Source organism: Candidatus Nitrosopumilus sp. (assembly GCF_028278985.1).
GTDB lineage: Archaea > Thermoproteota > Nitrososphaeria > Nitrososphaerales > Nitrosopumilaceae > Nitrosopumilus.
In genome coordinates this window covers 1-22,110 of the sequence record NZ_JANQTA010000016.1, presented here as the reverse complement: position 1 = coordinate 22,110, position 22,110 = coordinate 1, and the positions used below count along the sequence as shown (strand labels likewise).

General features: G+C 34.7%; 33 protein-coding genes and 2 tRNA genes. 11 read left to right on the top strand and 24 right to left on the bottom strand.

The genetic code is table 11. The features are described 5' to 3' along the window. Together Q0941_RS05195 and Q0941_RS05190 are read left to right on the top strand one after the other, a co-directional pair. The coding region (locus Q0941_RS05195) for a hypothetical protein (protein WP_299292034.1) at positions 1-410 on the top strand (410 nt) is incomplete at its 5' end. A 65-nt stretch (positions 411-475) separates the two neighbouring features. Beyond that, the gene (locus Q0941_RS05190) at positions 476-2,503 is read left to right on the top strand and encodes a thioredoxin domain-containing protein (protein ID WP_299292033.1); all 2,028 of its coding nucleotides are present in this window, start codon (positions 476-478) and stop codon (positions 2,501-2,503) included. Here Q0941_RS05190 and Q0941_RS05185 read toward each other — a convergent pair. Next, positions 2,500-2,820, bottom strand: a complete 321-nt coding sequence (locus Q0941_RS05185; protein ID WP_299292032.1) for a hypothetical protein — start codon at positions 2,818-2,820, stop codon at positions 2,500-2,502. The genes Q0941_RS05190 and Q0941_RS05185 overlap by 4 nt on opposite strands. Positions 2,821-3,146: 326 nt before the next feature. Beyond that, on the bottom strand, positions 3,147-3,473 hold the full coding sequence (locus Q0941_RS05180) for a hypothetical protein (protein WP_299292031.1): 327 nt from the start codon (positions 3,471-3,473) through the stop codon (positions 3,147-3,149). A gap of 124 nt (positions 3,474-3,597) precedes the next feature. On the opposite strand from Q0941_RS05180, the gene Q0941_RS05175 reads away from it, so the two are divergent. Beyond that, the gene (locus Q0941_RS05175) at positions 3,598-4,497 is read left to right on the top strand and encodes a hypothetical protein (protein WP_299292030.1); all 900 of its coding nucleotides are present in this window, start codon (positions 3,598-3,600) and stop codon (positions 4,495-4,497) included. 49 nt (positions 4,498-4,546) lie between these two features. After that, positions 4,547-5,005, top strand: coding sequence for a hypothetical protein (locus Q0941_RS05170; protein WP_299292029.1), 459 nt, complete (start codon positions 4,547-4,549; stop codon positions 5,003-5,005). On the opposite strand, the gene Q0941_RS05165 is transcribed toward Q0941_RS05170, so the two are convergent. From Q0941_RS05165 to Q0941_RS05135, 7 genes are all read right to left on the bottom strand, one after another. Next, positions 4,968-5,726: a DUF3426 domain-containing protein gene (locus Q0941_RS05165; protein WP_299292028.1), complete on the bottom strand. Its 759-nt coding sequence runs from the start codon at positions 5,724-5,726 to the stop codon at positions 4,968-4,970. The genes Q0941_RS05170 and Q0941_RS05165 overlap by 38 nt on opposite strands. A 38-nt stretch (positions 5,727-5,764) precedes the next feature. After that, positions 5,765-6,454, bottom strand: a complete 690-nt coding sequence (locus Q0941_RS05160; protein ID WP_299292027.1) for a hypothetical protein — start codon at positions 6,452-6,454, stop codon at positions 5,765-5,767. After that, positions 6,435-6,740, bottom strand: a complete 306-nt coding sequence (locus Q0941_RS05155) for a hypothetical protein (RefSeq protein WP_299292026.1) — start codon at positions 6,738-6,740, stop codon at positions 6,435-6,437. Before Q0941_RS05155 ends, Q0941_RS05160 begins: the two co-directional genes overlap by 20 nt. Positions 6,741-6,772: 32 nt before the next feature. Then, positions 6,773-7,006: an Lrp/AsnC ligand binding domain-containing protein gene (locus tag Q0941_RS05150; protein ID WP_299292025.1), complete on the bottom strand. Its 234-nt coding sequence runs from the start codon at positions 7,004-7,006 to the stop codon at positions 6,773-6,775. Between the two features lie 52 nt (positions 7,007-7,058). Continuing rightward, positions 7,059-8,378, bottom strand: coding sequence for a DEAD/DEAH box helicase (locus Q0941_RS05145; RefSeq protein ID WP_299292024.1), 1,320 nt, complete (start codon positions 8,376-8,378; stop codon positions 7,059-7,061). A 103-nt stretch (positions 8,379-8,481) separates the two neighbouring features. After that, on the bottom strand, positions 8,482-9,285 hold the full coding sequence (locus Q0941_RS05140; RefSeq protein ID WP_299292023.1) for a DsbA family protein: 804 nt from the start codon (positions 9,283-9,285) through the stop codon (positions 8,482-8,484). Between the two features lie 49 nt (positions 9,286-9,334). Beyond that, positions 9,335-9,412, bottom strand: a tRNA-Thr gene (locus Q0941_RS05135). Positions 9,413-9,529: 117 nt separating this feature from the next. Between Q0941_RS05135 and Q0941_RS05130 the strand changes: the two genes are divergently transcribed. Next, the gene (locus Q0941_RS05130) at positions 9,530-9,754 is read left to right on the top strand and encodes a hypothetical protein (RefSeq protein ID WP_299292022.1); all 225 of its coding nucleotides are present in this window, start codon (positions 9,530-9,532) and stop codon (positions 9,752-9,754) included. A gap of 66 nt (positions 9,755-9,820) precedes the next feature. Further along, entirely contained in the window at positions 9,821-10,372 is a 552-nt protein-coding gene (locus tag Q0941_RS05125) for a pyruvoyl-dependent arginine decarboxylase (protein ID WP_299292021.1), read from the top strand. On the opposite strand, the gene Q0941_RS05120 is transcribed toward Q0941_RS05125, so the two are convergent. Next, the gene (locus Q0941_RS05120; protein WP_299292020.1) at positions 10,373-11,530 is read right to left on the bottom strand and encodes a hypothetical protein; all 1,158 of its coding nucleotides are present in this window, start codon (positions 11,528-11,530) and stop codon (positions 10,373-10,375) included. A gap of 145 nt (positions 11,531-11,675) precedes the next feature. On the opposite strand from Q0941_RS05120, the gene Q0941_RS05115 reads away from it, so the two are divergent. Further along, positions 11,676-12,248: a hypothetical protein gene (locus Q0941_RS05115; protein ID WP_299292019.1), complete on the top strand. Its 573-nt coding sequence runs from the start codon at positions 11,676-11,678 to the stop codon at positions 12,246-12,248. A 115-nt stretch (positions 12,249-12,363) separates the two neighbouring features. Here Q0941_RS05115 and Q0941_RS05110 read toward each other — a convergent pair whose 3' ends face one another. Then, positions 12,364-14,136 (bottom strand): M3 family oligoendopeptidase, encoded by a 1,773-nt coding sequence (locus tag Q0941_RS05110; protein ID WP_299292018.1) that lies wholly within the window; start codon positions 14,134-14,136, stop codon positions 12,364-12,366. A gap of 99 nt (positions 14,137-14,235) precedes the next feature. Between Q0941_RS05110 and Q0941_RS05105 the strand changes: the two genes are divergently transcribed. Further along, positions 14,236-14,685 (top strand): GNAT family N-acetyltransferase, encoded by a 450-nt coding sequence (locus Q0941_RS05105; protein WP_299292016.1) that lies wholly within the window; start codon positions 14,236-14,238, stop codon positions 14,683-14,685. Between the two features lie 3 nt (positions 14,686-14,688). On the opposite strand, the gene Q0941_RS05100 is transcribed toward Q0941_RS05105, so the two are convergent. The 4 genes from Q0941_RS05100 to Q0941_RS05085 form a co-directional block, all read right to left on the bottom strand. Then, complete coding sequence (locus tag Q0941_RS05100; protein WP_299292014.1) at positions 14,689-14,997, bottom strand: hypothetical protein; 309 nt, start codon at positions 14,995-14,997, stop codon at positions 14,689-14,691. Between the two features lie 133 nt (positions 14,998-15,130). Beyond that, positions 15,131-15,364, bottom strand: a complete 234-nt coding sequence (locus Q0941_RS05095) for a hypothetical protein (protein ID WP_299292012.1) — start codon at positions 15,362-15,364, stop codon at positions 15,131-15,133. 196 nt (positions 15,365-15,560) lie between these two features. Then, positions 15,561-15,818, bottom strand: a complete 258-nt coding sequence (locus tag Q0941_RS05090) for a UBP-type zinc finger domain-containing protein (protein WP_299292010.1) — start codon at positions 15,816-15,818, stop codon at positions 15,561-15,563. Between the two features lies 1 nt (position 15,819). After that, complete coding sequence (locus Q0941_RS05085; RefSeq protein WP_299292008.1) at positions 15,820-16,359, bottom strand: inorganic diphosphatase; 540 nt, start codon at positions 16,357-16,359, stop codon at positions 15,820-15,822. A gap of 94 nt (positions 16,360-16,453) precedes the next feature. On the opposite strand from Q0941_RS05085, the gene Q0941_RS05080 reads away from it, so the two are divergent. After that, on the top strand, positions 16,454-17,023 hold the full coding sequence (locus tag Q0941_RS05080) for an NADPH-dependent FMN reductase (RefSeq protein WP_299292007.1): 570 nt from the start codon (positions 16,454-16,456) through the stop codon (positions 17,021-17,023). Here Q0941_RS05080 and Q0941_RS05075 read toward each other — a convergent pair. Beyond that, the gene (locus tag Q0941_RS05075; RefSeq protein ID WP_299292005.1) at positions 17,020-17,442 is read right to left on the bottom strand and encodes a hypothetical protein; all 423 of its coding nucleotides are present in this window, start codon (positions 17,440-17,442) and stop codon (positions 17,020-17,022) included. The genes Q0941_RS05080 and Q0941_RS05075 overlap by 4 nt on opposite strands. A 64-nt stretch (positions 17,443-17,506) precedes the next feature. Further along, positions 17,507-17,638, bottom strand: a complete 132-nt coding sequence (locus Q0941_RS05070) for a hypothetical protein (protein ID WP_299292003.1) — start codon at positions 17,636-17,638, stop codon at positions 17,507-17,509. A 324-nt stretch (positions 17,639-17,962) separates the two neighbouring features. Between Q0941_RS05070 and Q0941_RS05065 the strand changes: the two genes are divergently transcribed. Then, positions 17,963-18,127, top strand: a complete 165-nt coding sequence (locus tag Q0941_RS05065; RefSeq protein WP_299292002.1) for a hypothetical protein — start codon at positions 17,963-17,965, stop codon at positions 18,125-18,127. 5 nt (positions 18,128-18,132) lie between these two features. Here Q0941_RS05065 and Q0941_RS05060 read toward each other — a convergent pair whose 3' ends face one another. Together Q0941_RS05060 and Q0941_RS05055 are read right to left on the bottom strand one after the other, a co-directional pair. After that, positions 18,133-18,318 carry a hypothetical protein gene (locus tag Q0941_RS05060; protein ID WP_299292000.1) on the bottom strand — a complete coding sequence of 62 codons (186 nt, stop codon included), beginning with the start codon at positions 18,316-18,318 and terminating at the stop codon, positions 18,133-18,135. An 84-nt stretch (positions 18,319-18,402) separates the two neighbouring features. Next, a tRNA-Val gene (locus Q0941_RS05055) sits at positions 18,403-18,496 on the bottom strand. Positions 18,497-18,581: 85 nt separating this feature from the next. Here Q0941_RS05055 and Q0941_RS05050 point away from each other — a divergent pair. Next, a complete protein-coding gene (locus Q0941_RS05050) occupies positions 18,582-18,830 on the top strand; it encodes a hypothetical protein (protein WP_299291998.1) in 249 nt (82 codons plus the stop codon). A 2-nt stretch (positions 18,831-18,832) separates the two neighbouring features. On the opposite strand, the gene Q0941_RS05045 is transcribed toward Q0941_RS05050, so the two are convergent. The 5 genes from Q0941_RS05045 to dps form a co-directional block, all read right to left on the bottom strand. Continuing rightward, entirely contained in the window at positions 18,833-19,000 is a 168-nt protein-coding gene (locus Q0941_RS05045) for a 50S ribosomal protein L40e (protein ID WP_299291996.1), read from the bottom strand. 32 nt (positions 19,001-19,032) lie between these two features. Continuing rightward, on the bottom strand, positions 19,033-19,947 hold the full coding sequence (locus Q0941_RS05040) for a CoA-binding protein (RefSeq protein WP_299291994.1): 915 nt from the start codon (positions 19,945-19,947) through the stop codon (positions 19,033-19,035). Next, positions 19,944-21,050 carry a succinate--CoA ligase subunit beta gene (locus tag Q0941_RS05035; RefSeq protein WP_299291992.1) on the bottom strand — a complete coding sequence of 369 codons (1,107 nt, stop codon included), beginning with the start codon at positions 21,048-21,050 and terminating at the stop codon, positions 19,944-19,946. Before Q0941_RS05035 ends, Q0941_RS05040 begins: the two co-directional genes overlap by 4 nt. Positions 21,051-21,082: 32 nt before the next feature. Further along, a complete protein-coding gene (locus Q0941_RS05030) occupies positions 21,083-21,421 on the bottom strand; it encodes a hypothetical protein (RefSeq protein ID WP_299291990.1) in 339 nt (112 codons plus the stop codon). A gap of 103 nt (positions 21,422-21,524) precedes the next feature. Next, a partial coding sequence (gene dps / locus Q0941_RS05025) for a DNA protection during starvation protein (RefSeq protein ID WP_299291988.1) occupies positions 21,525-22,110 on the bottom strand: 586 nt, incomplete at its 5' end.

Here is a 22,110-nt window from a genome sequence, read left to right as displayed (position 1 = left end):
TATTCATTCGTGACACTAGAACTGGCTTGAATCTTGCAGAAGCTGATTTGAAAGTTGACAAGTACTTTTACAAAAATGATAAAAAATACAACAAAGCAGTCGAAAAAGGTTTTGAACCTAGAGTAGAAGATGCTGAAATTCGTGGAGTACACGGTGATCCAGGTCACTACTATGCTAGACAAGTTCTAGCACAACCAGGATTCTATGGTTATCATGTAACTGGAACTGTTGACTACTTTGGTGTAATGAATGTCCCAATAGACGTTAAAGCAATGTGTCGTGACGCCCCTGATGGCGGTGCAGCATTTAACAATCCTTCATGGTTTGGAGGCTTTGGCTGTACTGATGACATCGATGATGTCAAATTCCCAGGAAAAAACAAAAAATCTAATCACGACAACGACGATTAACCATCAAACCCTTTTTTCTTATTTTTTATCTAGGTACAAATATTCCGACTTGCTTGAACTAGTATATGGCTGAAAACAAGCTCATCAATGAAACTAGTCCCTATCTACTACAGCATGCAAACAACCCTGTAGATTGGTATGCATGGAATGATGAAGCATTACAAAAAGCCAAAGATGAAAACAAACCAATTTTCCTAAGTATTGGATACAGCTCTTGTCACTGGTGTCATGTTATGGCGCATGAATCTTTTGAAAACGATGAGGTTGCAAAATTTATGAATGAAAACTTTGTCAACATCAAAGTTGACAGAGAAGAGAGACCTGACATTGATGATATCTATCAAAAGGTTTGCCAAATTGCAACTGGTCAAGGTGGATGGCCATTAAGCATTTTCCTTACTCCTGATCAAAAACCGTTCTATGTTGGAACATATTTTCCTGTTTTAGATTCGTATGGAAGACCTGGTTTTGGTAGTATATGCAGACAATTATCACAAGCTTGGAAAGAAAAACCAAATGATGTTGAAAAATCTGCCGACAATTTTCTAGATGCTTTACAAAAAACTGAAAAAGTTTCTACTCCCTCAAAACTAGAACGTATCTTACTTGATGAGGCAGCAATGAATCTATTTCAGCTAGGTGATGCAACATATGGTGGATTTGGTTCTGCACCAAAGTTCCCTAATGCAGCAAATGTATCATTTCTTTTCAGATATGCAAAACTATCTGGACTAAACAAATTCAATGAATTTGCACTAAAGACTTTGAACAAAATGGCAAAGGGAGGAATATTTGATCAAATTGGAGGCGGATTCCATCGTTACTCCACTGATACAAAGTGGCTTGTACCTCATTTTGAAAAGATGCTGTATGATAATGCCCTAATTCCAGTAAACTATGCAGAAGCATACCAAATTACAAAAGATCCTTTTTACCTAGATGTTCTCAAACTAACACTAGATTTTGTAATTCGTGAAATGACCTCTCCTGAAGGCGGATTCTATTCTGCATATGATGCAGATTCTGAAGGCGTAGAAGGAAAATTCTATGTCTGGAAGAAAAGTCAAATCAAAGAAATTCTTGGAAATGATGCAGACTTGTTTTGTTTGTTTTATGATGTGACTGATGGCGGTAACTGGGAAGGAAATAGTATCTTATGTAATAATTTGAATATCTCAACTGTTGCCTTTAACTTTGGAATTACAGAAGATCAAGTAAGAACAAAGCTCAAAGAGTGTTCAGAAAAATTACTCGAAGTGCGTTCAAAAAGAGTCGCACCAGGATTAGATGATAAAGTTCTGGTTTCGTGGAATGCATTGATGATAACAGCTTTTGCAAAAGGATACCGTGTAACTTTGGAGCAAAAATATCTTGATTCTGCCAAAAACTGTATTGATTTTATTGAAAAAAATCTATTCAGAGATGACAAACTTCTTCGAACATACAAAAATGGAAATGCAAAGATTGATGGTTATCTTGAAGATTACTCATATTTTGTCAATGCGTTACTTGATGTCTTTGAGATAGATCCTGAACCAAAATATCTCAAACTTGCTTTGAAATTAGGAGAGCACCTAGTTGAGCATTTCTGGGATGCAGAAAACAATAGTTTCTTTATGACTTCAGATAATCATGAAAAACTAATCATTCGCCCAAAAAGCAATTATGATTTGTCCCTGCCCTCTGGAAATTCCGTCTCAGCATTGGTCATGCTAAGATTATTCCATTTATCTCAGAACAACAAATTCCTAGAAATTTCAACAAAAATTATGGAAAATCAGGCACAAATGGCAGCTGAAAATCCTTTTGGATTTGGCTATCTGCTAAATACAATAACGATATTTCTTGAAAAGCCACTTGAAATTACAGTTATCAATCCAGAAAACTCTGAATTGTGTAAAACACTACAATCTGAATACATTCCAAATTCATTTCTAGTTACAATTCAAAACAAAGACCAACTTTCAGGCTTGTCTGAATTTCCATTCTTTGCAGGAAAGAATTTTGAAGAGAAAACTTCGGTATTTGTTTGCAAAGATTTTACTTGCTCATTACCGTTGCACACAATTGATCAAGTAAAAGAAAATCTCTAATTCTTTTTCATATTCACTTGAATGGTTTCGCCAACTTGAGGTCTTCCCATACTTTCGTATCTTGATTTTGGCATTCCCATTGTAATTTGTGTTTGCTGATATGATTTGATGTTTACAGTTGGTTGGGCTTGTAGCATTGCTTCTAGTAATGGCATGATTTGTTCTTTGGTTTCTGCATCAACTCTTTTTGAAACATTTTCCATGATCATTTGTTTTTGTGAAATTGGTTCTGTTGATACATTTTCAATTAATGTTAGCTGTACCATCTGTCCATTATCAACTATCTGTGTAATTCTGAATTCATTTGTTGCTGACATGACTCTTTTAATTTCTTAAATGATTTATCTCTAACTAATTGCAAAGAATAATGCAATTCCTGCAGTAGCCACGGCAGCTGCAACCCCTAATCCAAAAATGATTTTACTACCGTCAACTTCCATACTTTTTGATAATTTGTATTAGATTAAACTGTAACTGATTTTCTCAGAATCGATATTTGATTACTGATGATTTCTACGTAAGTGTTTTAATACAAAATTGCCTTTGTCATTTATCGCAAGCCAACTAACACTGTATTCATACACCTGCGATAGTACGACCATGTCCAACGTAGGTGAAAGGGTGTCTTCGGGCACTCTTTCAGCTATTCTTCAGAATTTTCTTCTTTCTTGACTGGCTCAGAAATACCTTCAACAGGCTCAATTATTGCCTTTTTTATGAGTGGGGCCCTTTTTTTGATAATTTCATTAAACTCCCTCATATCCTCCAGACCTGGGGTTTGTTGCTGGTTTTGATATGCCTGTAAAAATCCTGAATATACGCATCCAGTAATGATCCCAAATGCTGTATCTGATACAGATTCAACTTCTGGAACAAAGTTCTCGGCAATCTGCTTGTATGATTCTGATTCACTAATGTAATAATCAATTAAACTATCAATGAAATCCTTGTTTTCTTTTGAAATTACCATGTCTATCCTGTTTTTTTGAGTTTATTTAACTGTCATTAGTAAATTCTTTGTAGAAATTTCCAAATGTCTTAACTGTATATTTCCATGGAAAATAATTTAAATAAAATAATTCATTTTGCCAATTATGAAAATTATTCCCATTTTGCTAATTCCTCTAATTCTGTCTATTGGTCTAGCCCCTGCTCTTCAATATGATCTACTCCCTCAAGCAGATGCTATCAAGGCAAAAGGAAACTCGTTAACTGAGATCAATTCAAAAAAAGTCTGTGGTGATCGTTTATGTTCTGAAATTGACTCAACATATGAAGATGAACATGAATACTCTGCTAATAATGAATCCAAGAATTCTGAAATAGATTTTGATCTAAATTTTGATGATATTGAATTGTTATTTGTTCAAACAGCAAATTCTGGAACTCTGAAAAAAATTGATGGACAATATGTTTTAGCACTCAATGATGTTTCATCTGCAACTGCTTGGTTTACAGATCGTCCTCATCGGCTTTCTGGTACGGAAACAACCCAAGACTTTATTGATCATTGGAATTATGGCGAAGATAATTTTCAAATGAATCCTCCAAATGCTGCCATCCAAATTTTTGAGGCTGATCAATCAAAAGATTTGGTAATTGTAGAGTTAACAAATCCTGTTTATGATGATGAAAAAAATACTTTGCAATACAATGTTGTGATTTTATCATCTGCATCTGATGCTTTAGGATATCATAGTCAATTTGCAGATGAAATGATTCCTGAATCTTTTGGACAGGTTATTTTGTTTATTGATGGTAAAGGTGGTTGTGTTGCCTGTAAAATTGGACTTTGGGCCACAATTATTGGCCTTGGAATTGCCACATTTGGTGCAGGAGTAGGAATTGAAGATGAGGTTGTTTCAAAAATAGTTCAGAAAATGGCTGCTAAAGGAATTGAGTTAGCTGCAGGAGATATAATTCAAAATGCAACAACAAAGCATAGTCTTGTCAAATTCCTTTGTTATAAGATGCATGCATGTAAAGCCCCATAACTCCATCAAAAATAAAATAATTTTTTTACCTGGACTTTTCGTAGAAGAATTGTTGTGGAAGCTAGACTCTGATGAAGATTTTTTCAGAATTTATGATTCAAAGAAAATGGTAGCAGGTTATTTTGATCCTGATTATGGAGACATATATCCAAAAGAAAATGCAACTGAAATTATTTCAAACATGCTAAAAAACCATGATAAAATCCTAGGCGGTGTTGTGATGGTACCTCTTGTAAAATTTGGTTTGTTTGACACTGATTTGGATACCGATATCTTTGAGGTTGACAAGAATGTTCAGAGAGTCCACTCTCATTTAGACAAGTGGAAAAACTTTTTGTCTGAAACAAACAAAAATGTTCACTCTGTAAGAATTTCTCATACAGACCAAGACATGCTAACAATTACTTTTCAAGAAAAATTTTCAAAACCTACACCATTGCACGAAAATGATCTGATTGAAGAGCTTTTTCCTACTTTAGATTTGTTGCAGAAATCAGATTTACTATAAACTTCCCAGAAAATTTTGTAATACCAATGTACGCTGACAGTGTTCCAACTAGAACAATTAATGTTCCAATGGGAAATTCTGGAACTGCTGCAAATTCTTCAGATTCTGCAATCAACTCATACTTGTCAATTCCCTGAGTTTGAATTTTGTCTGGAACTGAAATTAAGAAAAATGCATTGTCTTTTGTTTTTAGATAGTCTGGTTCTGGATGAACTCTAGACACAGCAGCAACATTTCCTTCATTATCATACAATGTGGCAATTACTGCTACTGTATTTGCAGTAAATTCTCCTTGATTTGCTACTGTTCCCTTTATCATCAGGTTTCCTAGATTATCTCTTGATAATTCTGACTCTGTAATCTCAATTACCTGGCTCTTAGGAGGACTAATCTCATAATCTAACTCTAAAATGTATGATTCTGTGTTTACTGCTTCTTCATTAATCAAGATTAAATCAAATGGACCCTTCATTCCTGGCATTACTGTATTTACCAAAGAATTGGTCTCTTTGACAGCAATTACGTTCTGATTTTCATTAAAGAGTGTAACATGAACACTGATTTGGTTTAGTGGAGCTTCTAAATCATTAATGATTTCCCCAACAATATGTAATGAGCCATCATCTCCAATGTATTTTTGATCATTTTGTATAGTTACTTCAGCAAATGCAAATGGAATCAAACTTGAAAAAATTACTAAACCCAGAATGCTCTTTTCCACATTTAGTTTACGAAATATTATTTTAAGAAGTTTTTGTACTATGGGAGGTGTTCTATCTTCCATTTTTGTGCTTCATTGGTGCAGTTATACCACTCTACTTCCAAGTCATCTGAATCAAATTCCCCTGACTCGTTTTTGAATTTTTTATCACAATTCTTTTTCATGTCTTCGGCTACCTGAATTACTTTTTGAGTTAGTCCTGATTGTGGTGCTTCAAACATTTCAGGTTCATCATAATCTTTTATTCCTGTTTTTGCAGAGTAAAACTCTACCAATCCTTCCATCTCATAATTTAATGATTCTTGAATTTGTGTGTCTGATCTAACTTTTGCAGATTCATCTCCTGTTTTTATCCATTCAATAAAGTGCCCATCGCTTTCAAGCTGAGTTTGTGATGACAACTTTAGCAACTCTACAGAACTCTCAAACAACTCTGGAGGATTCAACTCATCGTATTTTGTAATAATCTCTTCAAAGTTTGTAATGTGTTTATCATAGTATGACAACAATTCATCTTTAGAGATATCCCCTTCTTCCCATTTTGTTTTCTCTGAATAGAATTTATCTTGAATATCTTTTACTTCTTCTTGGATTTGCTCTAACTCAATTCCAAACTGCAATCCTTTTTGTTTTGTCTGATCAACTGAATAGTTGTATGCAACAATTGCACCAATTATTCCAATTGCAATAACTGCAATTATGATATTGTTAATTTTCTTCTTCTTCAAGGTAATCTACATAATTTCCGTCATCATCTAAACGAAGTTCAATTGTAAACTCTGTTCCACTGATAAAAGAGTCATTTCTAGTAGATCTTACTCTTCCGATAACTAGTTCATATGGCCAAATCTCGACCACAATTGCTCCAACTTTGGCAGTAGGAGTTTCGGTTATTTCCATATCTTCACGTTTTACTCCATGTCTTTCAAGCATGTGAATAGAATGATCTAGTAATGGCTTTGGATTATTGTAATTTAGAACCCAAACAGGTGCTTCGTAATCTATTTTTTGCAATTTGAATTAATCCTAATTTTCTCATATAACAATTATTCGGGATTAATGACGTTTAGTGTCATAGTACTTACAACTCTGGATAATTTTCTAATTATTGAAACTGCTTTTTCAAATCCTTCTTGATTGTCAGTTTCAATCTCTGCAACAACATCATATGCTCCAAATGTCAAGTATGCATTGCTAACATTTTCCATTTGTTTTAATTCATCAACGATGTATTCTTCTGCTCCTAGATCACAATTTAATAAAACGAATCCTTTGTGCATTACTTTACCTTATGATAATTTAGTGTGTTCCTGTCTTTAAGTTTTACAGTAATTACCATCTACTGCGACCGCCGTAACTGTTTCGGCTACCGCCTCTGTCATTACGTCTTCGTCTACCGCCTCTGTCGTCTCTGGAATCTCGTCTTCCTCCACTTCTATTGTAACCTCCAGAACGACCTCCTCTAGAATAATTTCCTCTAGATTGTCCGCCAAATCTTCTTGAAGGCATTTCTCTTTTTAGTGGATCTGGAATTGAAATTTCAATGCCCATCTCTTCATTCAAATCTTTGATTGGAACTTTGATTTGTCGTTTAATTATATTCCAATCTCCTACTGAAGAATATGAAACAAATGTAATTGCTTTACCATCTGCTCCTGCTCTTGCAGTCCTTCCAATTCTATGAAAATATGTCATCTCTTGATTTGGAATATCGTAATTAATTACTAGTGCAACTCTTGGAACATCAATTCCTCTAGATGCTACGTCTGTTGCAACTAAGATGTCTGCTTTACCACTTCTAAATTTAGCCATGGATTGCTCTCTTCTGTGCTGAGACATGTCACCTTCAATTGCTACTGCATCAAATCTTTCTCTATGTAAGAATTTTTGAACATCTCTTGTTCTGTATTTAGTTGAACAAAATACAATGCATTGCCCTTTTGTTTGTTTGATAAAGTCAATTAGATGCTTTACTTTGTCTCTGTCTTTGATAACCAAAAATGATTGGTCAATTCCTTCACCACTAAGATCATCCGCATCAAGTAGGAATTGTTTTGGATTTTTCAAATACTCTTCTGATAATCTCAAAATTTCAGTTGGCATTGTTGCTGAAAACAATGACATGACTCTCTCTTCAGGTGCTAAATCTAAAATAAATGCAATATCGTCGATAAATCCCATATCTAGCATGGTGTCTGCCTCATCTAGAACGATATGTGTAACATCTCGTAACTCTATTGAGCCTCTTTTGAGATGATCTATCAATCTTCCTGGTGTTGCAACAACTACTTCTACACCTCTCTCTAGCGCATCAAGTTGAATTCCCATTCCTTGCCCGCCGTATACTGTTGCTACTTTGATTCCGGTATGTTTTCCAAATTTCTTTATCTCATCTGTAATCTGCATTGCAAGCTCTCTAGTTGGTGCCATGATGAGACCTTGAATTCCATTCTTTGGTTTGATTTCTTGTAGCATTGATAATGAAAATGCTGCAGTCTTTCCTGAACCAGTATGAGCTTGTCCTACAACATCTCTTCCTGTAAGTAAAACTGGAATAACAGCTTCTTGAATTGGAAATGCTTCTTCAAATCCAAGATCTCTGATTCCTTTCAGTATTTCTTCGTTTAATCCTAATTCTTCAAATTTTGTCATTTTGTTTTCTTCTCTTAAGCAACGACGATAAAGCTCATTGCTTACACGTCATTATTCCGATAAATCGAACTTCTTTGAAGGTCTAATAAACGCTTGTTATCTTTTACAAGCCTAACTGTGCATCAATTACTTTTTTGAAACTCTCAAAAGGTTGTGCACCTTTTAATTCCACATAACCTACTTGATCATTTCCTATGAAAAATCCTGGCGTGCCTGAAATTCCATAATCTCTCCCATCACTCAAGTCATTTCTGATCTCATCAATGTATTTGCCATTAGTCAAACATGAATTAAACTGCTCTTGCTCTATTGACATTGCACTTGCATATTGCATGAATAATGAAACTGCATCAATTGTTTCTACATTACTCCACTGCCCTTGATTGTCAAATAATGCATCATGCATCTCCTTGAACTTACCCTGTTCATTTGCACATTCTGCAGCTACAGAAGCTGGTAATGCATTAGGGTGGATACTTTGAATTGGAAAGTCTCTGAATACAAGTTTGACTTTACCATCATTGATGTATTCTTCCATAAGTGCTGGCAATGTTTGTACATGGAATCTTGCACAAAATGGACATTCAAAGTCTGAAAATTCGATAATTGTAATTGGTGCATTTGGATCTCCTATTATTGGATCATCATCAGCTGAAATATTTTTTGGAATCTGAGGTTGTGGTTGTTCGGTTGGCAACTGATTTTGAAGCATCTTTAACTCTAATTTTGAAATTGCATCATCCAGATCTGCTTGTGTAATTTGGTCTGAATTTGAGAAATACATTCCTGCAAAAAATGCAGCAACACCTACTGCAACAACTAAACCAATAATCAGACCATAATTTGGTGATCTAGTTGAACTAGTAGTTGGATTAGATTTTTTAGATTCAAAATCCTCAGAACTCATTGAAATTATTGAAAAATTTGATTACTTATTCGTATTGCCAAATCGAAAATGGAGCCAATGATGGGATCTGAACCCATGACCTTTCGCTTACAAGGCGAATGCTCTAGCCAGGCTGAGCTACATTGGCACGAAATAAAATGAAAGTTTTGAAGCTTTAAAGTGTTACCTGAAAAGATTGCAGGCAATCAGAATTTTTTAATTAATATGCGTCAGTTTATAATATTCCTCTCAACTGATAGATTCTATGAGATACATTAACCCTATGCGACTGAAACTCTTGATGGGAATGTTCTATGCTACAGGGTCAATAGGTATTTTCATGGGGTTGAGTTCTTCACCACAATTTACTATGTTCATCACTTTCATGGGTGTAGTTAACATTGGCCTGGGCGCATTGTTCACATTTGTATTCTTGACACAAAAAGATAAGGCCCCAGACAAAAGAAAAAAGAAAAAGAAAAAAGATTAGAGAAAAAATATCCGAGCCTAACATCAATTAAAGTATAAATAATAATTCTCTTTCATCAATTCTGATTTGACTGATTTTGTTGCAAAGAAATTGTTTCTGACAAAAGGCAAAGGTGTCCATGAAGACCGATTAACTAGTTTTGAATATGCATTACGAGATGCAGGAATTGCTGGAACCAACATTGTACTTATTTCAAGTATCTTTCCACCAAACGCAAAATTAATTCCTAGAAAAGAAGGTCTTAAACTAATCAAACCTGGACAAATTCTGTTTACGATTTATTCTAAAAACCAAACCAATGAACCCCATAGAATGTGCAGTGCATCTGTAGGGGTAGCACAACCAAAAGACAAGGAGAAATATGGTTATCTTTCTGAATACGAGGCTTTTGGACAAAATGAAACACAAGCAGGTGATTATGCTGAAGACATTGCTGCACAAATGCTTGCATCCTCATTAGGTATTCCATTTGATGTGGATAAAAACTGGGATGAAAAACGACAACAATGGAAAATTTCTGGCGAAATTTACAAGACACAGAATATTACTTCAGTTACACGTGGAAACAAAGATGGTAAATGGACTACTGTCTTTGCAGCAGCCGTTTTGATAATCTAATTACTTCTTGTATCCTTTCAAATAAAATGCCGCAGCTGCAATTGCAATTGCAGTAATTATCACTACAATCACAATTGAATCATCAAACTCTGCAGGTTCTGGTGGTGGATTTTCAATTTCTGCACCATCTAATGTGAATCTCAAATTATCTTTACTAATTGAATTTTCTTCTCCGAAAATGTACATTCCTTGAATTCTTTGTCCTTCTTTAGGATCAAAAACCCATCCTTGTTTGGAAATGTCAGTTGGAATTATTTCATTATCAATTATTTGAGTTGGAACTTCATTTCCAACAATAGTTGAGACAAACGAATTACTGGATGATAGAACAACTACCTGCACCAAAGAGTTTAGTGGATAGAAGCCCTGTGAAAAGTAATCTGATCTGGTCAGTTCCTCAACATTGAGAAATTCAAATGGGTTAATTTGTGTAAGATTAGTTGCCTCTCCTGGATAGTCAACTGATAATTTTAACTGCATTAGTGAACGTGAATCCACTGGAATTATTGAAAAAGTCATTTTGGCATTTTCTTTATTTGATAACTCTTTTGCAACATTATAGAATCCTTCAGACTCTCTAATCTCTTTTGGCAGTAACAATGCTGAAATTTTTTCATACATGGAGTTTGTATCTTCCATCGGCATTGTATATACTACAGAAATCGCACCTCTTCCTGAAATGATTCCAGATGTTCCCAATGCTTGGTTTGATTGATCATCACTATGAACAAAAACTGAATGCAATGTTGCTTCTGTACCAAAAACTTCGTTAATTCTATCGATGTATTGATTTCCTATTTCTTTTGAAGAATCTTGAATCTCAATGATTCCCTTGTCTGCTGAATCACGTTCAACATTTATCATGATACATGATTGATCAAATACACCTAGAACACATTGGTCTTGGTTTGTTACAATTATTGCTCTAACTTTGTCGTTTTCTCTAATGTCTTGTTCTAGCTCAGCTGGGATTCTGATTTCTTGAATGCTAGTACTTTGAAGTGTAATTGATGCAGTAACATTTTGTGACATGCTCTTATCAACTAGGATTGTAGCTGTTTCTTGAAATGTGGCCAACCCTGGTTCTTGAGCAAAGGCAAATCCTGCTGAAAATGAAATTAAAGCAATTACTGAGAAAATCATAATTTTTTGTTGCATAAACAGTTCCTTTGAGATTAAATTATTAAATTTACGCTTATTTTATTCAGGGACTATTGGATGCTGATTAATTTTTTTTATTTTTTTTCTGAAAAACCGTCATCTTCTAGCTAATATTGGATACTTTGGAAAAATTTCTAGTAAAATGGCCCTAATTCCGTTTCTAGTCGATATATTTCAGGATCCTATCTTTTCATTAATTGCTGTAATTGGGGCATTTGGAATTGGGATTTTTCAAGGGTGGATTCTAGGAAGAGCTATACTTCAAAGATTTCCTAGATTGCAAAATCATGTCAAGACTGTCTCAATTTCCTTGTTTATCTTATTTTTAGCAAATGCAATTCTTAGTGTTCCCAGATTTGCATCTCCTGAAAAAATTGATTTAGCAAACATCTCTGCTGGAAGTTCAGGAGAATTTGTATCTCTACTATTTTTGATCTTTGGGATGAATACTGGCTTTCTTACTGTACTTGCAATTTCAGTTACTGTCATGACATTTGTCTTGCTAAAATTTACTCAAATTCATGGTATTGCAAAAGGATTTGTCTTCTTTTTCACTGCTTTATTGCTAATCTTTACTGCAATGAGCAGATTTACTGATTTGACTCCTAGCACATTTGAGGTTCTGCTGTACTTTTTGTATCAGTTAGGAATCACTATTGGAATTCTTCTTGGAACCTTTAGGAAATTAAAACCTCAAAAATTGGAACTCAAATAATTTCAAAGGTTTAAATCTGATAAATCGTGATGCACCAATGACATCGAATTCAAACCGTTCGGGGGACAAGCTGACAGTCCTTGCGTTGGACTGTCAGCCCCATTAAATTTAAAATCTAATTCAATTTTGATAATGCCTTTACTTGCTCATTGACATAGCCAAATCCTTCTTGCCAGAATTTAGGTGATCTAATATCAAATCCATATTCTGAAAGTAGTTTTTCTGGTTTCTTTGAACCTCCAGCTGCTAGAATGTTGATGTATGATGGAACAAAGTCTTTTCCTTCTTTTTTGTATCTCTGGAATAATGACAATGCAAGTAGGTTTCCAAATGAATACGCATAGCAATAAAATGGTGTGTGGTAAAAGTGTGGGATACAACTCCATTCAATTGCAAAGTCATCTGATAATTGTACAGAACTACCAAACTGATCTTTGAGGTTGTTTAGATATGTTTTAGATATTTCATCAATCGTGGTACCATCAGCAATTTGTTTGTGTGCATCAACTTCAAAGATTGTGAAAAATGATTGTCGAAGAATTGTTGCATAAAGATCATCAATTTTCTCCGACAACATGATTTTCTTTTCATTATCTGAAATTTTGTCTGACAAGTTATCGTATAGCAATAACTCTGAAAATGTAGATGCAGTTTCAGCTAGAGGTAATGGTGCATCTTGAACTAGAATTGATCTGTCTTGAGCTGCTTGACTGTGAACTGCATGGCCTAATTCATGGGCCAAGGTAAAGACATCTCTTGATTTTCCAGTAAAATTGACTAGAACATATGGTGTAATATTTGGAGTAAGAGTACTACAAAATGCACCATCTCTTTTTCCAGATCTAATTGAAGAGTCTATGTGATTTTCTTTGAAAACTTTTCTTGCAAAATCTTCTAAAGTATCACTGAATTTTCCAAGTGATTCAAAAACTAGTTTGACTGATTTGTTGTAAGGGTAATTTTTTTCTTTGATATTGGCTGCTGCAGGTGCGTACAAATCATATCTGCGAAGTTTTTTCATCTTGAGCATCTTTGCTTTTTGAACAAAGAATTTTTGAAATACTGGTGAATTCTTTTTGCACACTGAAAGTAGTGATTCTATTGTTTTATCATCTACATCATTTCCAATGTTGCGCATAGATATCGGACTGTCATAGCCTCTGATGTCGATTCCCTCATCTCTCCAGTTTAGAACAATATTTTGATAAATTTCTCCTACTACTCCTTTGTTTTCAGTATATTTTGTAAGAATTGTTTTGTATGCTGTTTCTCTGATTTTTGGATTTGTACTTCTGACATAGTTTGTTAGTTCTTCTCTTGTCATTACTTTGGTTTTGTTTCCAACCTTCATCTTGTATTCAAATGCATTTGTAATCTTGTCATACAATTTTACAAGAGCAGAAATTCCTGTTACATCTAATGTGTTGATGATTCTTTCTTCAGGTTCACTAAGTGCATATTTTGCAAACAGTCTCTTATGCTGGAGATACTCTGTTAGTTCTCCTGCATCTTTCATGAGTCTTTTTGCATTTTTTTCATCAACTTGGGTTTTCCACCACAAATCAAAGAACAAAATTTTGTTTGAAATCTCAGAACCAAGTTTTGACATTTTAGTCATTAATGATGTTGCTTCATCAGATTGAGTATCAGCAGAATATGTTAGTGACGCATAACCTCCAATTTTACTCATCTTCTCAGAGATATCTTCTACTTCCTTTAAGATGGACATGAATTTTTTTGAAGACATTTTGGGATCTAATTTTGTTTTAATCTTTTCAAATTTCTTGGCAAGATTTTCTAATTCAGTTACTTGTTTTTGAAATTGAGGGCTTTTAGGATTCTTTGCAAGCTCAGACAAATCCCATTTTCCAAGCTCATATTCTGCCATAATCATGCAGTTTTCTAACTACTAAAAAACCAATATGAAAAACATCTTTGATTTTGATTGTTTCATCAAATTCTTAAGCGATAATACTGTAGTTACCTAGTGGAAAACATTACAGTTCGTGAAGCATCAGATGTGGATATCCCGATATTACTAGGATTGCTCTATGAACTAGGTAGGCCAGAGCCCCAAATTGACTCTGATGTTGATTCTTTTAGAAAATTGGTTAAGCAATACATCTCTGATTCTGATAAAAAAACCCTAGTCGCAGTACTAGATGATGTGGAAATAGTTGGGATGGTTAGCATTGTCTTTATGACTAGATTAAATCAAAAGACCTTGGAGCTATACATTCCAGAACTTGTAGTTCGTGAAAAATATCAAAACTCTGGAATCGGTTCTAAACTAATTGATTCTTGTATAGAAATTGGAAAAAAGAAAGATTGTCATAGAATTAGACTGGAATCTGGAAATCAGCGTACCCAGTCACATCAATTCTACAAACATTTGGGATTTTCACAGTATGCTCAATCTTTTACAAAAAAATTGTAAAAATTAGTTGGTGGGGTTCATTTGGGCTGCACGTTCTTTTAGTTTCTGATCAACTGGCGCAATAGTAAATTCTCCTGGCTCAACAAAACAATCGCCTATGTTTACTGCATATCCGTCATATGTCTCACCAATACATCCTGCTTCAGTAACTGCAATCACTTTGACTCTCTGTACTACTTCTTCAGGGGCAACATACCACATTGGGTATGCAAATAACAATAATGCACATACTGCAATAATTCCTCCTACAATAGGAATGTCTCTAGAAGTAGATTTATTTTCAGATTTTTTTGAATTATTAATTGCTGACATGTATTTACTACGTCAAAATCAAATTAAAAGAGACGAGACATTTTTCAATATTGGAATTCGAATTGACAAAACATACTTGAGAATTTTCAATCAAAAATCTTACTAGTGCAACAAAAATAAAGAAAGGGAGAGATTATTCTCCACATTTTTGTTTCTGTTTTTCTAGATTCTCACGATGCTCATCTTGACCCCATTGCCAATCATGCATTTTTTTGATGGTTTGTCTATCAAGAGTAATCTTGTAGAAATGAGGCCCTAAATTGAATAAAATTAGATTACCATGAGCTCTCAAATTAAAAGCATTACTTGCTCCGTCGTATTTTGCGGTTCCGTGAGAACCATCTTCGATATTTTCTTCTATTTTCATATTTACATCACGCTCCAGCCTTATTATTCACAGAGGGCATTCACTATATCCCGTAACGCATCATGCATGCCTACATGAATTGTGTAAGATACTGAAAGAATTACATCTTTACAAGATATAACAATTATGCAAAAAAATCATTATTGTTAGAAAGTAGCAAGTACAATTCATCACTTAGAATGATATTGAAAACTTGTTAGTGATATTCTTCACAAACATAGCACCACTTCCAAATATTTCCTGGAATTGCCATCATGACTGGATGTCCAGTTTCTTTGAAATGTATTGTCGCATGTTTTCCAATTGATGAATCACAACATCCAACATGTCCACATGTTAAACACATTCGCAATGCCACTACAGGCAAGTGTTCTTTCTCACACTCTTCACAGCTTTTTGTATTTGGAGTAATTCCCTTCTTTTCTTGTGAAAAGTGCTCACACTCTGGAGGCATTTTAGAATTTTTTTAGAGTATTTTTGTATCTCTTGATTGATTCGATAATTACTGTTTTTGATTCCTTGGCTGATTTCCATCCTAGAATTTCCACTTTCTTTCCTTCCAAGTCTTTGTAAACTTGGAAAAAGTGTGCAATTTCTGAACGATAGTGATCTTCAATATCTTGAATATCTGCAGTATGGAGATATCTAGGATCATTAGTGGATACGCAAATGATTTTGTCATCCAGTTTTCCATCATCTTTCATTTGAAGCAATCCAATTGGTCTTGCCTCAATCAATATTCCTGGATAAGTTGGATTTGTAACAAGAACTAGAGCGTCAAGTGGGTCTCCATCATCAGATAATGTCTGGGGAACAATTCCATAGTCTCCTGGATAGTGAAAAGGGGAGAATAATACTCTGTCTAGCTTCATCATGTTGTGTTTTTTGTCATATTCGTATTTGTTCATAGAACCTTTTGGAATCTCTACAATAACATTGATAATTTCAGGAATATCGTTTCCTGGTTCTATATCGTGCCAAAAATTTTTACTCATAATTAGCTCATTCGGCCATAATTCAATATATGAATTCTGTGGATTTGATTCAATTTAGAAAAAATGTTTTATGCTCAATTTCTATGTCTGATTATTGGCAAAAATTGCAGTAATTGCTGGTTCTGTTAGAAAAGAAAGACATGGAATCAAAGTTGCAAAATGGATTGTAAAAAAACTAGAAGAAAAAAACCATGAGGTATCCCTAATTGATCCTGCAGAATTGGAATTACCACTCCTTGACAAGATGTACAAAGAAATGGATTCTCCTTCTGAAAAATTAAAGTCTCTTCATAAAATAATTTCTGAAGCTGATGGCTATGTTGCAGTAACTCCAGAGTATAACCATAGCATATCTGCAGCACTCAAAAACACTCTGGATTATTTTCTTGAAGAATATTTCTTCAAACCCTCAGCCATTGTATCTTATTCTGTTGGTGCATTTGGTGGTGTGGTTGCTGGAAATCATTTGCGACAAATTCTTGCTGAGATGGGCGCTCCTGCAATTCCTTCACAATTTCCAATTTCTAAAGTACATGAGGCCTTTGATGAATCAGGAAAATTGGTTGATACAAATTATGATAGACGTGTAGCAAGATTCCTAGATGAGTTTGATTGGTATATCGAAGCAATGAAAAAACAAAGAAAAATTGGTACTCCCTACTAAACTAGTGAGTTAGTATTGGGAATTACCTTGAAGATTTTTACTGTGTAATCACCTTCAAAGAAGTTTTCAAATTCTCCAGTTTCATAATTCAAACTACCTACTCTGAATTTGTATTCATAAGAGCCATCTCCTTTCACATCAACTTGTGCAAAGTGAACTGGATCTTCATTTTGATAGAACTGTATGATTACTGGATATCTCTCAACATAATCAGAAGCTGCCCCTTTGACTGTTCCCCAAGGTAAGGTATTATCTGAAGGAACTGACATTGTAGTGGTTGTCTTTTGAAGACTAACTTCTTCGTTGAGTGGTGTTACGGTAATAGAATTTTCAGCAGCAGAAACGTTTCCTGGAATCATCATCATTCCAAAGATCATCATTACTGATGCAGTCAAAACCAAACCAGATTTTTTATTCATTTACAGGCAGTTTTTCAAAGTAATTTAAAAAATTTGTTACCAATTCATTCTAGAATGGGCCAGATTAAGGAAGTTCTTCTTCAATATCTGAACATGCTTTGTGGACCCATTTTCCTTTGGAGTTTTTGAGAATCTCTCTTCCTACTTTGATCTTCTCTCCACACTCAACACATATTCCATTAAATCTGGCCTTCATGATGCCTCCTTTCTTGCGTTTCTTTTAATTGATTCCGTGCGCGCACTTTTTTGGACCAAAATCGCCTCATTTTTGTTGTTTTTTTGGAGTTTTTTTGTCATAATTCATTCAGACAAATGTCTTGAAACAGTATTGCTTCCTAATTTTGTGTTAATTTCTGTCATGACACAATCTGACACTCACCTATATCGATGTAAGTTGTAGTATTGGTAGAAATGAGTGTAACAATCAAACTAACAGATGAGCAATTGAATATTGATACTTTGTTTGATATGACCAATAATCTTCTTGAAAAAATCAAGAATGAGCCATAGGTGAATTTTCATGAATTGCTGTAATGACCGTCATGAATTGAAGTATGAAATTACTTACAAATCTGCAAAGGGTGGACAATATACTCCTACATGGTTAGTTTGTGATTCATGTTATGAAAATCGAAAATGCTTTGGTGCTGATGATGTAATTGAATCAGTCAAAGCAATAGCATAAATAATTTAATTTTTAGAAATTACATCAAGCAAATTCTTTTTCTCATTATCGTATTTGTTATAGTTTTTCACAAATTCTTTGATTGCTTTTGCAATTGTTTCAGTATCTAGATTTTCTTTATTTTCTAAAATTGTCTGAAATAGATTCTCTTTTGATGACTCTAGCTGAAATCTAGTATGACTAATGTCCACAGGCATTTTTTGTTTTATTGATTTTAATTATTACTATGAAATCAGTTGGATTGCAAATTGTTCAGATCAGACAAATTAGTAAAGTGGACCGGATGGGATTTGAACCCACGACCTTTGCGGGGATTACTCCCTTACGCAGTGTGAGTGCGTCATCCAAACCAAACTAGACGACCGGTCCAACAAACCTAGAAAATTTCGAGCTTTTTTGTCTTTAGATTCTATAATTACCCTGGCCTTTAGTACTGAAAGCCAATAATGCAATCGTGTCCCTCCAAGAATTTGATTCTTTAATTGACAGAATGAAATTGGCATTTGAATATGCTGATAATTTGGGTCAGTATGCAGCAGCTGCCAAAGTACTCTATCAGATGAATGAGCAACTGCCTGATGATTTACAATTATCCTTAGATGATCTGGAAAATCCAGAATCTGCAAAATCATTTGTTATGCGATATCAATCAGAAATTAAATTAGCAATTTCAGAATACAGACAAAGGTTGATGAATTTTTAATTCTACTTCTTTATGCCGAGATTTCTGTTCTTTAATCTCATGAAAGGATTTCTACATTTTCTGCATCTTGTAGCATTAATGTCATTTCTAGCACCACAACTAAAACAGATTTTCATTACTAATCGTGCTTGCTGAGCGATTCTTTTCTTTTCGGGGTCTGTTATAGGCATGATGATTTTCTCCTTGATTCCTCTCTTTTATTCTAATCGGATTTTTCCATCTTTCCTGCAAGCAAAACAGGTACTTCAGCTGGTCTTTTAGCAACAGGAATGTTTGCTTTGTTGAACATTGAGACTTTGGATTCAGCTGAACCGTATGTTCCCATTACAATTGCTCCTGCATGACCCATTCTCTTTTCTTTAGGTGCTGCACGTCCTGCAATGTATGCTACAGTTGGTTTGTTAAATCCGCTATCGATAATTCTCTGAGCTAGCATTTCTTCAGAATCTCCTCCGATTTCTCCTACTACTACCATTCCATCCAAATCTGTGTCTTTTACCATCTCAAATGCATCAATTAGTCTTGTTCCATTTACAGGATCCCCGCCAATTCCAATTGTGATTGATTGACCAAATCCTGCATTTGTTAGTGCATCAGAAATCTCATAAAGTAAAGTTCCACTTTTTGATAGTACTGCAATTTTTCCTGCTTTGAATGGCATTGCTGGCATGATTCCAATTTTGATTAATTCTGGAATCATGATTCCTGGAGTGTTTGGACCTATGATTACTGCTCCTTTTTCATTTGCTAGTGCAAGTGCTTCCATCGTATCTCTAATTGGAACATGCTCTGGAATTGCAACCAGTAATTTGATTCCTGCATTGAGTGCATCTTTTGCAGCAGACAAGAAGAATTTTGCTGGAACAAAGATGATAGAGATTTTTGCACCTGTTGCATCAACTGCTTCTTGCATTGAATTGTAAATTGGAACTGAATCTTCAAATTTCTGACCACCTTTTCCCGGAGTTACACCTGCAACAACATTTGTTCCATATGCAATCATGTTTTTTGAATGAAGTGAACCATATGCTCCGGTAATTCCTTGAACGATTACTCCTTTTTTCTCAAAGTCAGAGTCTTCAGGTTTTCCTTTTAGGATGCCAAAAATGTCAGTCAATTCTTTACTCCCATAACTGCTGCGTTAATTGCTTCTTCTACTGAATCAAAGATTTTAGTTCTAGAACCTTGTAGCATTTCTTTTGCCTTGTCTGATTCTGTACCTTTTAGTCTTGAAAATACTGGTAAATCAATCAAATTATCCTCGTAGGCTTTAAGGAATGCTTCAGCCACTACTGTAGTCTTTACAATTCCTCCATAGAGGTTTACAAGAATTCCTTTTACTCTGTCTAGTTTGCTAATTAGTGTAAGTGCTTCATAAACTGATTCAGTTGTTGCCCCGCCACCAACATCTAAGAAACATGCTGGTTTACCACCGTTATCTGATAACATGTCAAGTGTTGACATTACAAGACCTGCACCATTTCCAACTACTGCAATGTCTCCATCTAATTCAACTAAAGAGAAACCACTTTTTTCTGCTTGTTCCTCAATTGCAGTTTTTTCTTGGTATTTTTGTAATTCATCATGTCTAAAGTTACTGTTATCATCAGTTACGAATTTTCCATCTAATGCCATGATGGTGTCATCTTGCATTATTGCTAATGGATTAATTTCAACTAGTTCAGCTTCTTTTTCAATTGTTAATTTTGATAATTTCTTTAGAGTGTCAACAAATTGGTCTGCAGTATTTCCTTCAAGCTCCATCTCTTTTGCAACTTCTTTTGCAACCTCATCAGGGACATCTCCTAATCCTACTTCTTTGATGATTTGGTTTTTAACTGATTCAATCTCAACTCCCCCTTCATTTGATGCAATGATGGTGTAACATCTCTTGGAACGATTCAAAAAGATTGAAAGATACAACTCTTTTTTGATGTCTGCCATTTTCTCCAAAAGAATGGCTCTGGCTTTCTCACCTTTTATTGTCAAATCCATTACTTGAGGATATTTTATCTCAAATTCATCTTCATTTTGACATTTTTGAATGCCACCTGCTTTACCTCGTCCACCTACTGGGACTTGGATTTTAATTACAAATGGAAATCCTAACTCTTTGGCGTGTTTTCTACCTTCCTCGATTTTAGTTGATGAAATGCTGTCAAGTAGGTTAATTCCATACTCTCTGAATAGTTCTTTAGCCTGAAATTCTAATAATTGCATGCAAAAATCATGAATTTCACGGTCTTTATTAACTATGATATTGGCTTGAGGTGTTCTTCAAGAAAATCAATCATTTCCAAAAAGCGATCCTTGCTTTTTCTCAATAACTCTTGGGGGTACTCCTCAATTGTAAAAACAAACTGTTGATGAAAACTAGGAACTAAAATTCCTCCTGATGTTACCATTTGTTCTATGACGTACCCTTTGGTTAAAGTACAAACAATCTCTTCATAAGATTCTTCTTCTTCTTCTAAGGTTTGTCTGAATAAAACAATAGGTCTGTTTGTTTTTGCTACAATATCAGAGCCCTTTTTTAGCAGATCTGTAAGATGTTGCACTTGCCATGCATCAAGACTAATCTGCTTTACCATACTATCAATACGAGATTTTTCTATTTAACCGTGATAAAACAAAGCATATTCACAATTTGTCGTCATTAAAGTTACACAAAATAAGAAAGAAAGTGATTTGGCCTTAAGCCATATCAAGTGCTCTAGAGTGTTTTCTAGTATGTGGTCTCTCACCAGCATACTTGCGTCTCATGTGTCCTGATGGTCTTCCATAGATTAACTCTAAGAACCAAGACTCATGTTCGATCTCTTCAGCTAGTATATCTTTGGCAATATCATATGTTGCTGGATCTTTGCCATGTGTCATCTTGCAAATCTTATTCCAGTTGACAATTGCACCTTGTTCTGCTTTGAGACATTTTTCTAGAATTTCCTTGTGATCAGTTGGATTTGCTGGAAGCTGTAAAAACTCACAACCTGAAATTTTGATAAATTCAGTTGCATCATTTGGAAGAGAACCGCCTAATTGATAGATTCTCTCAATACATGATTCAAAGTGACTGAGGTCTTCTAGTCTGGCATCTTCAATGATTCCTTTGAGTCCTTCTCCTTCCATGCCTGTGCAATGTGCTCTAAGGTTGGTAAAGTAGTAGTATGCAGTAAATTCTACGGCTGCATTTTTGATTAGCTCATTTACTAATTCATCAACATCTACACCATTTTGCTTTAGGACATTAATCCCAACTACGTTAGGTTCCTTTGATTCGGAC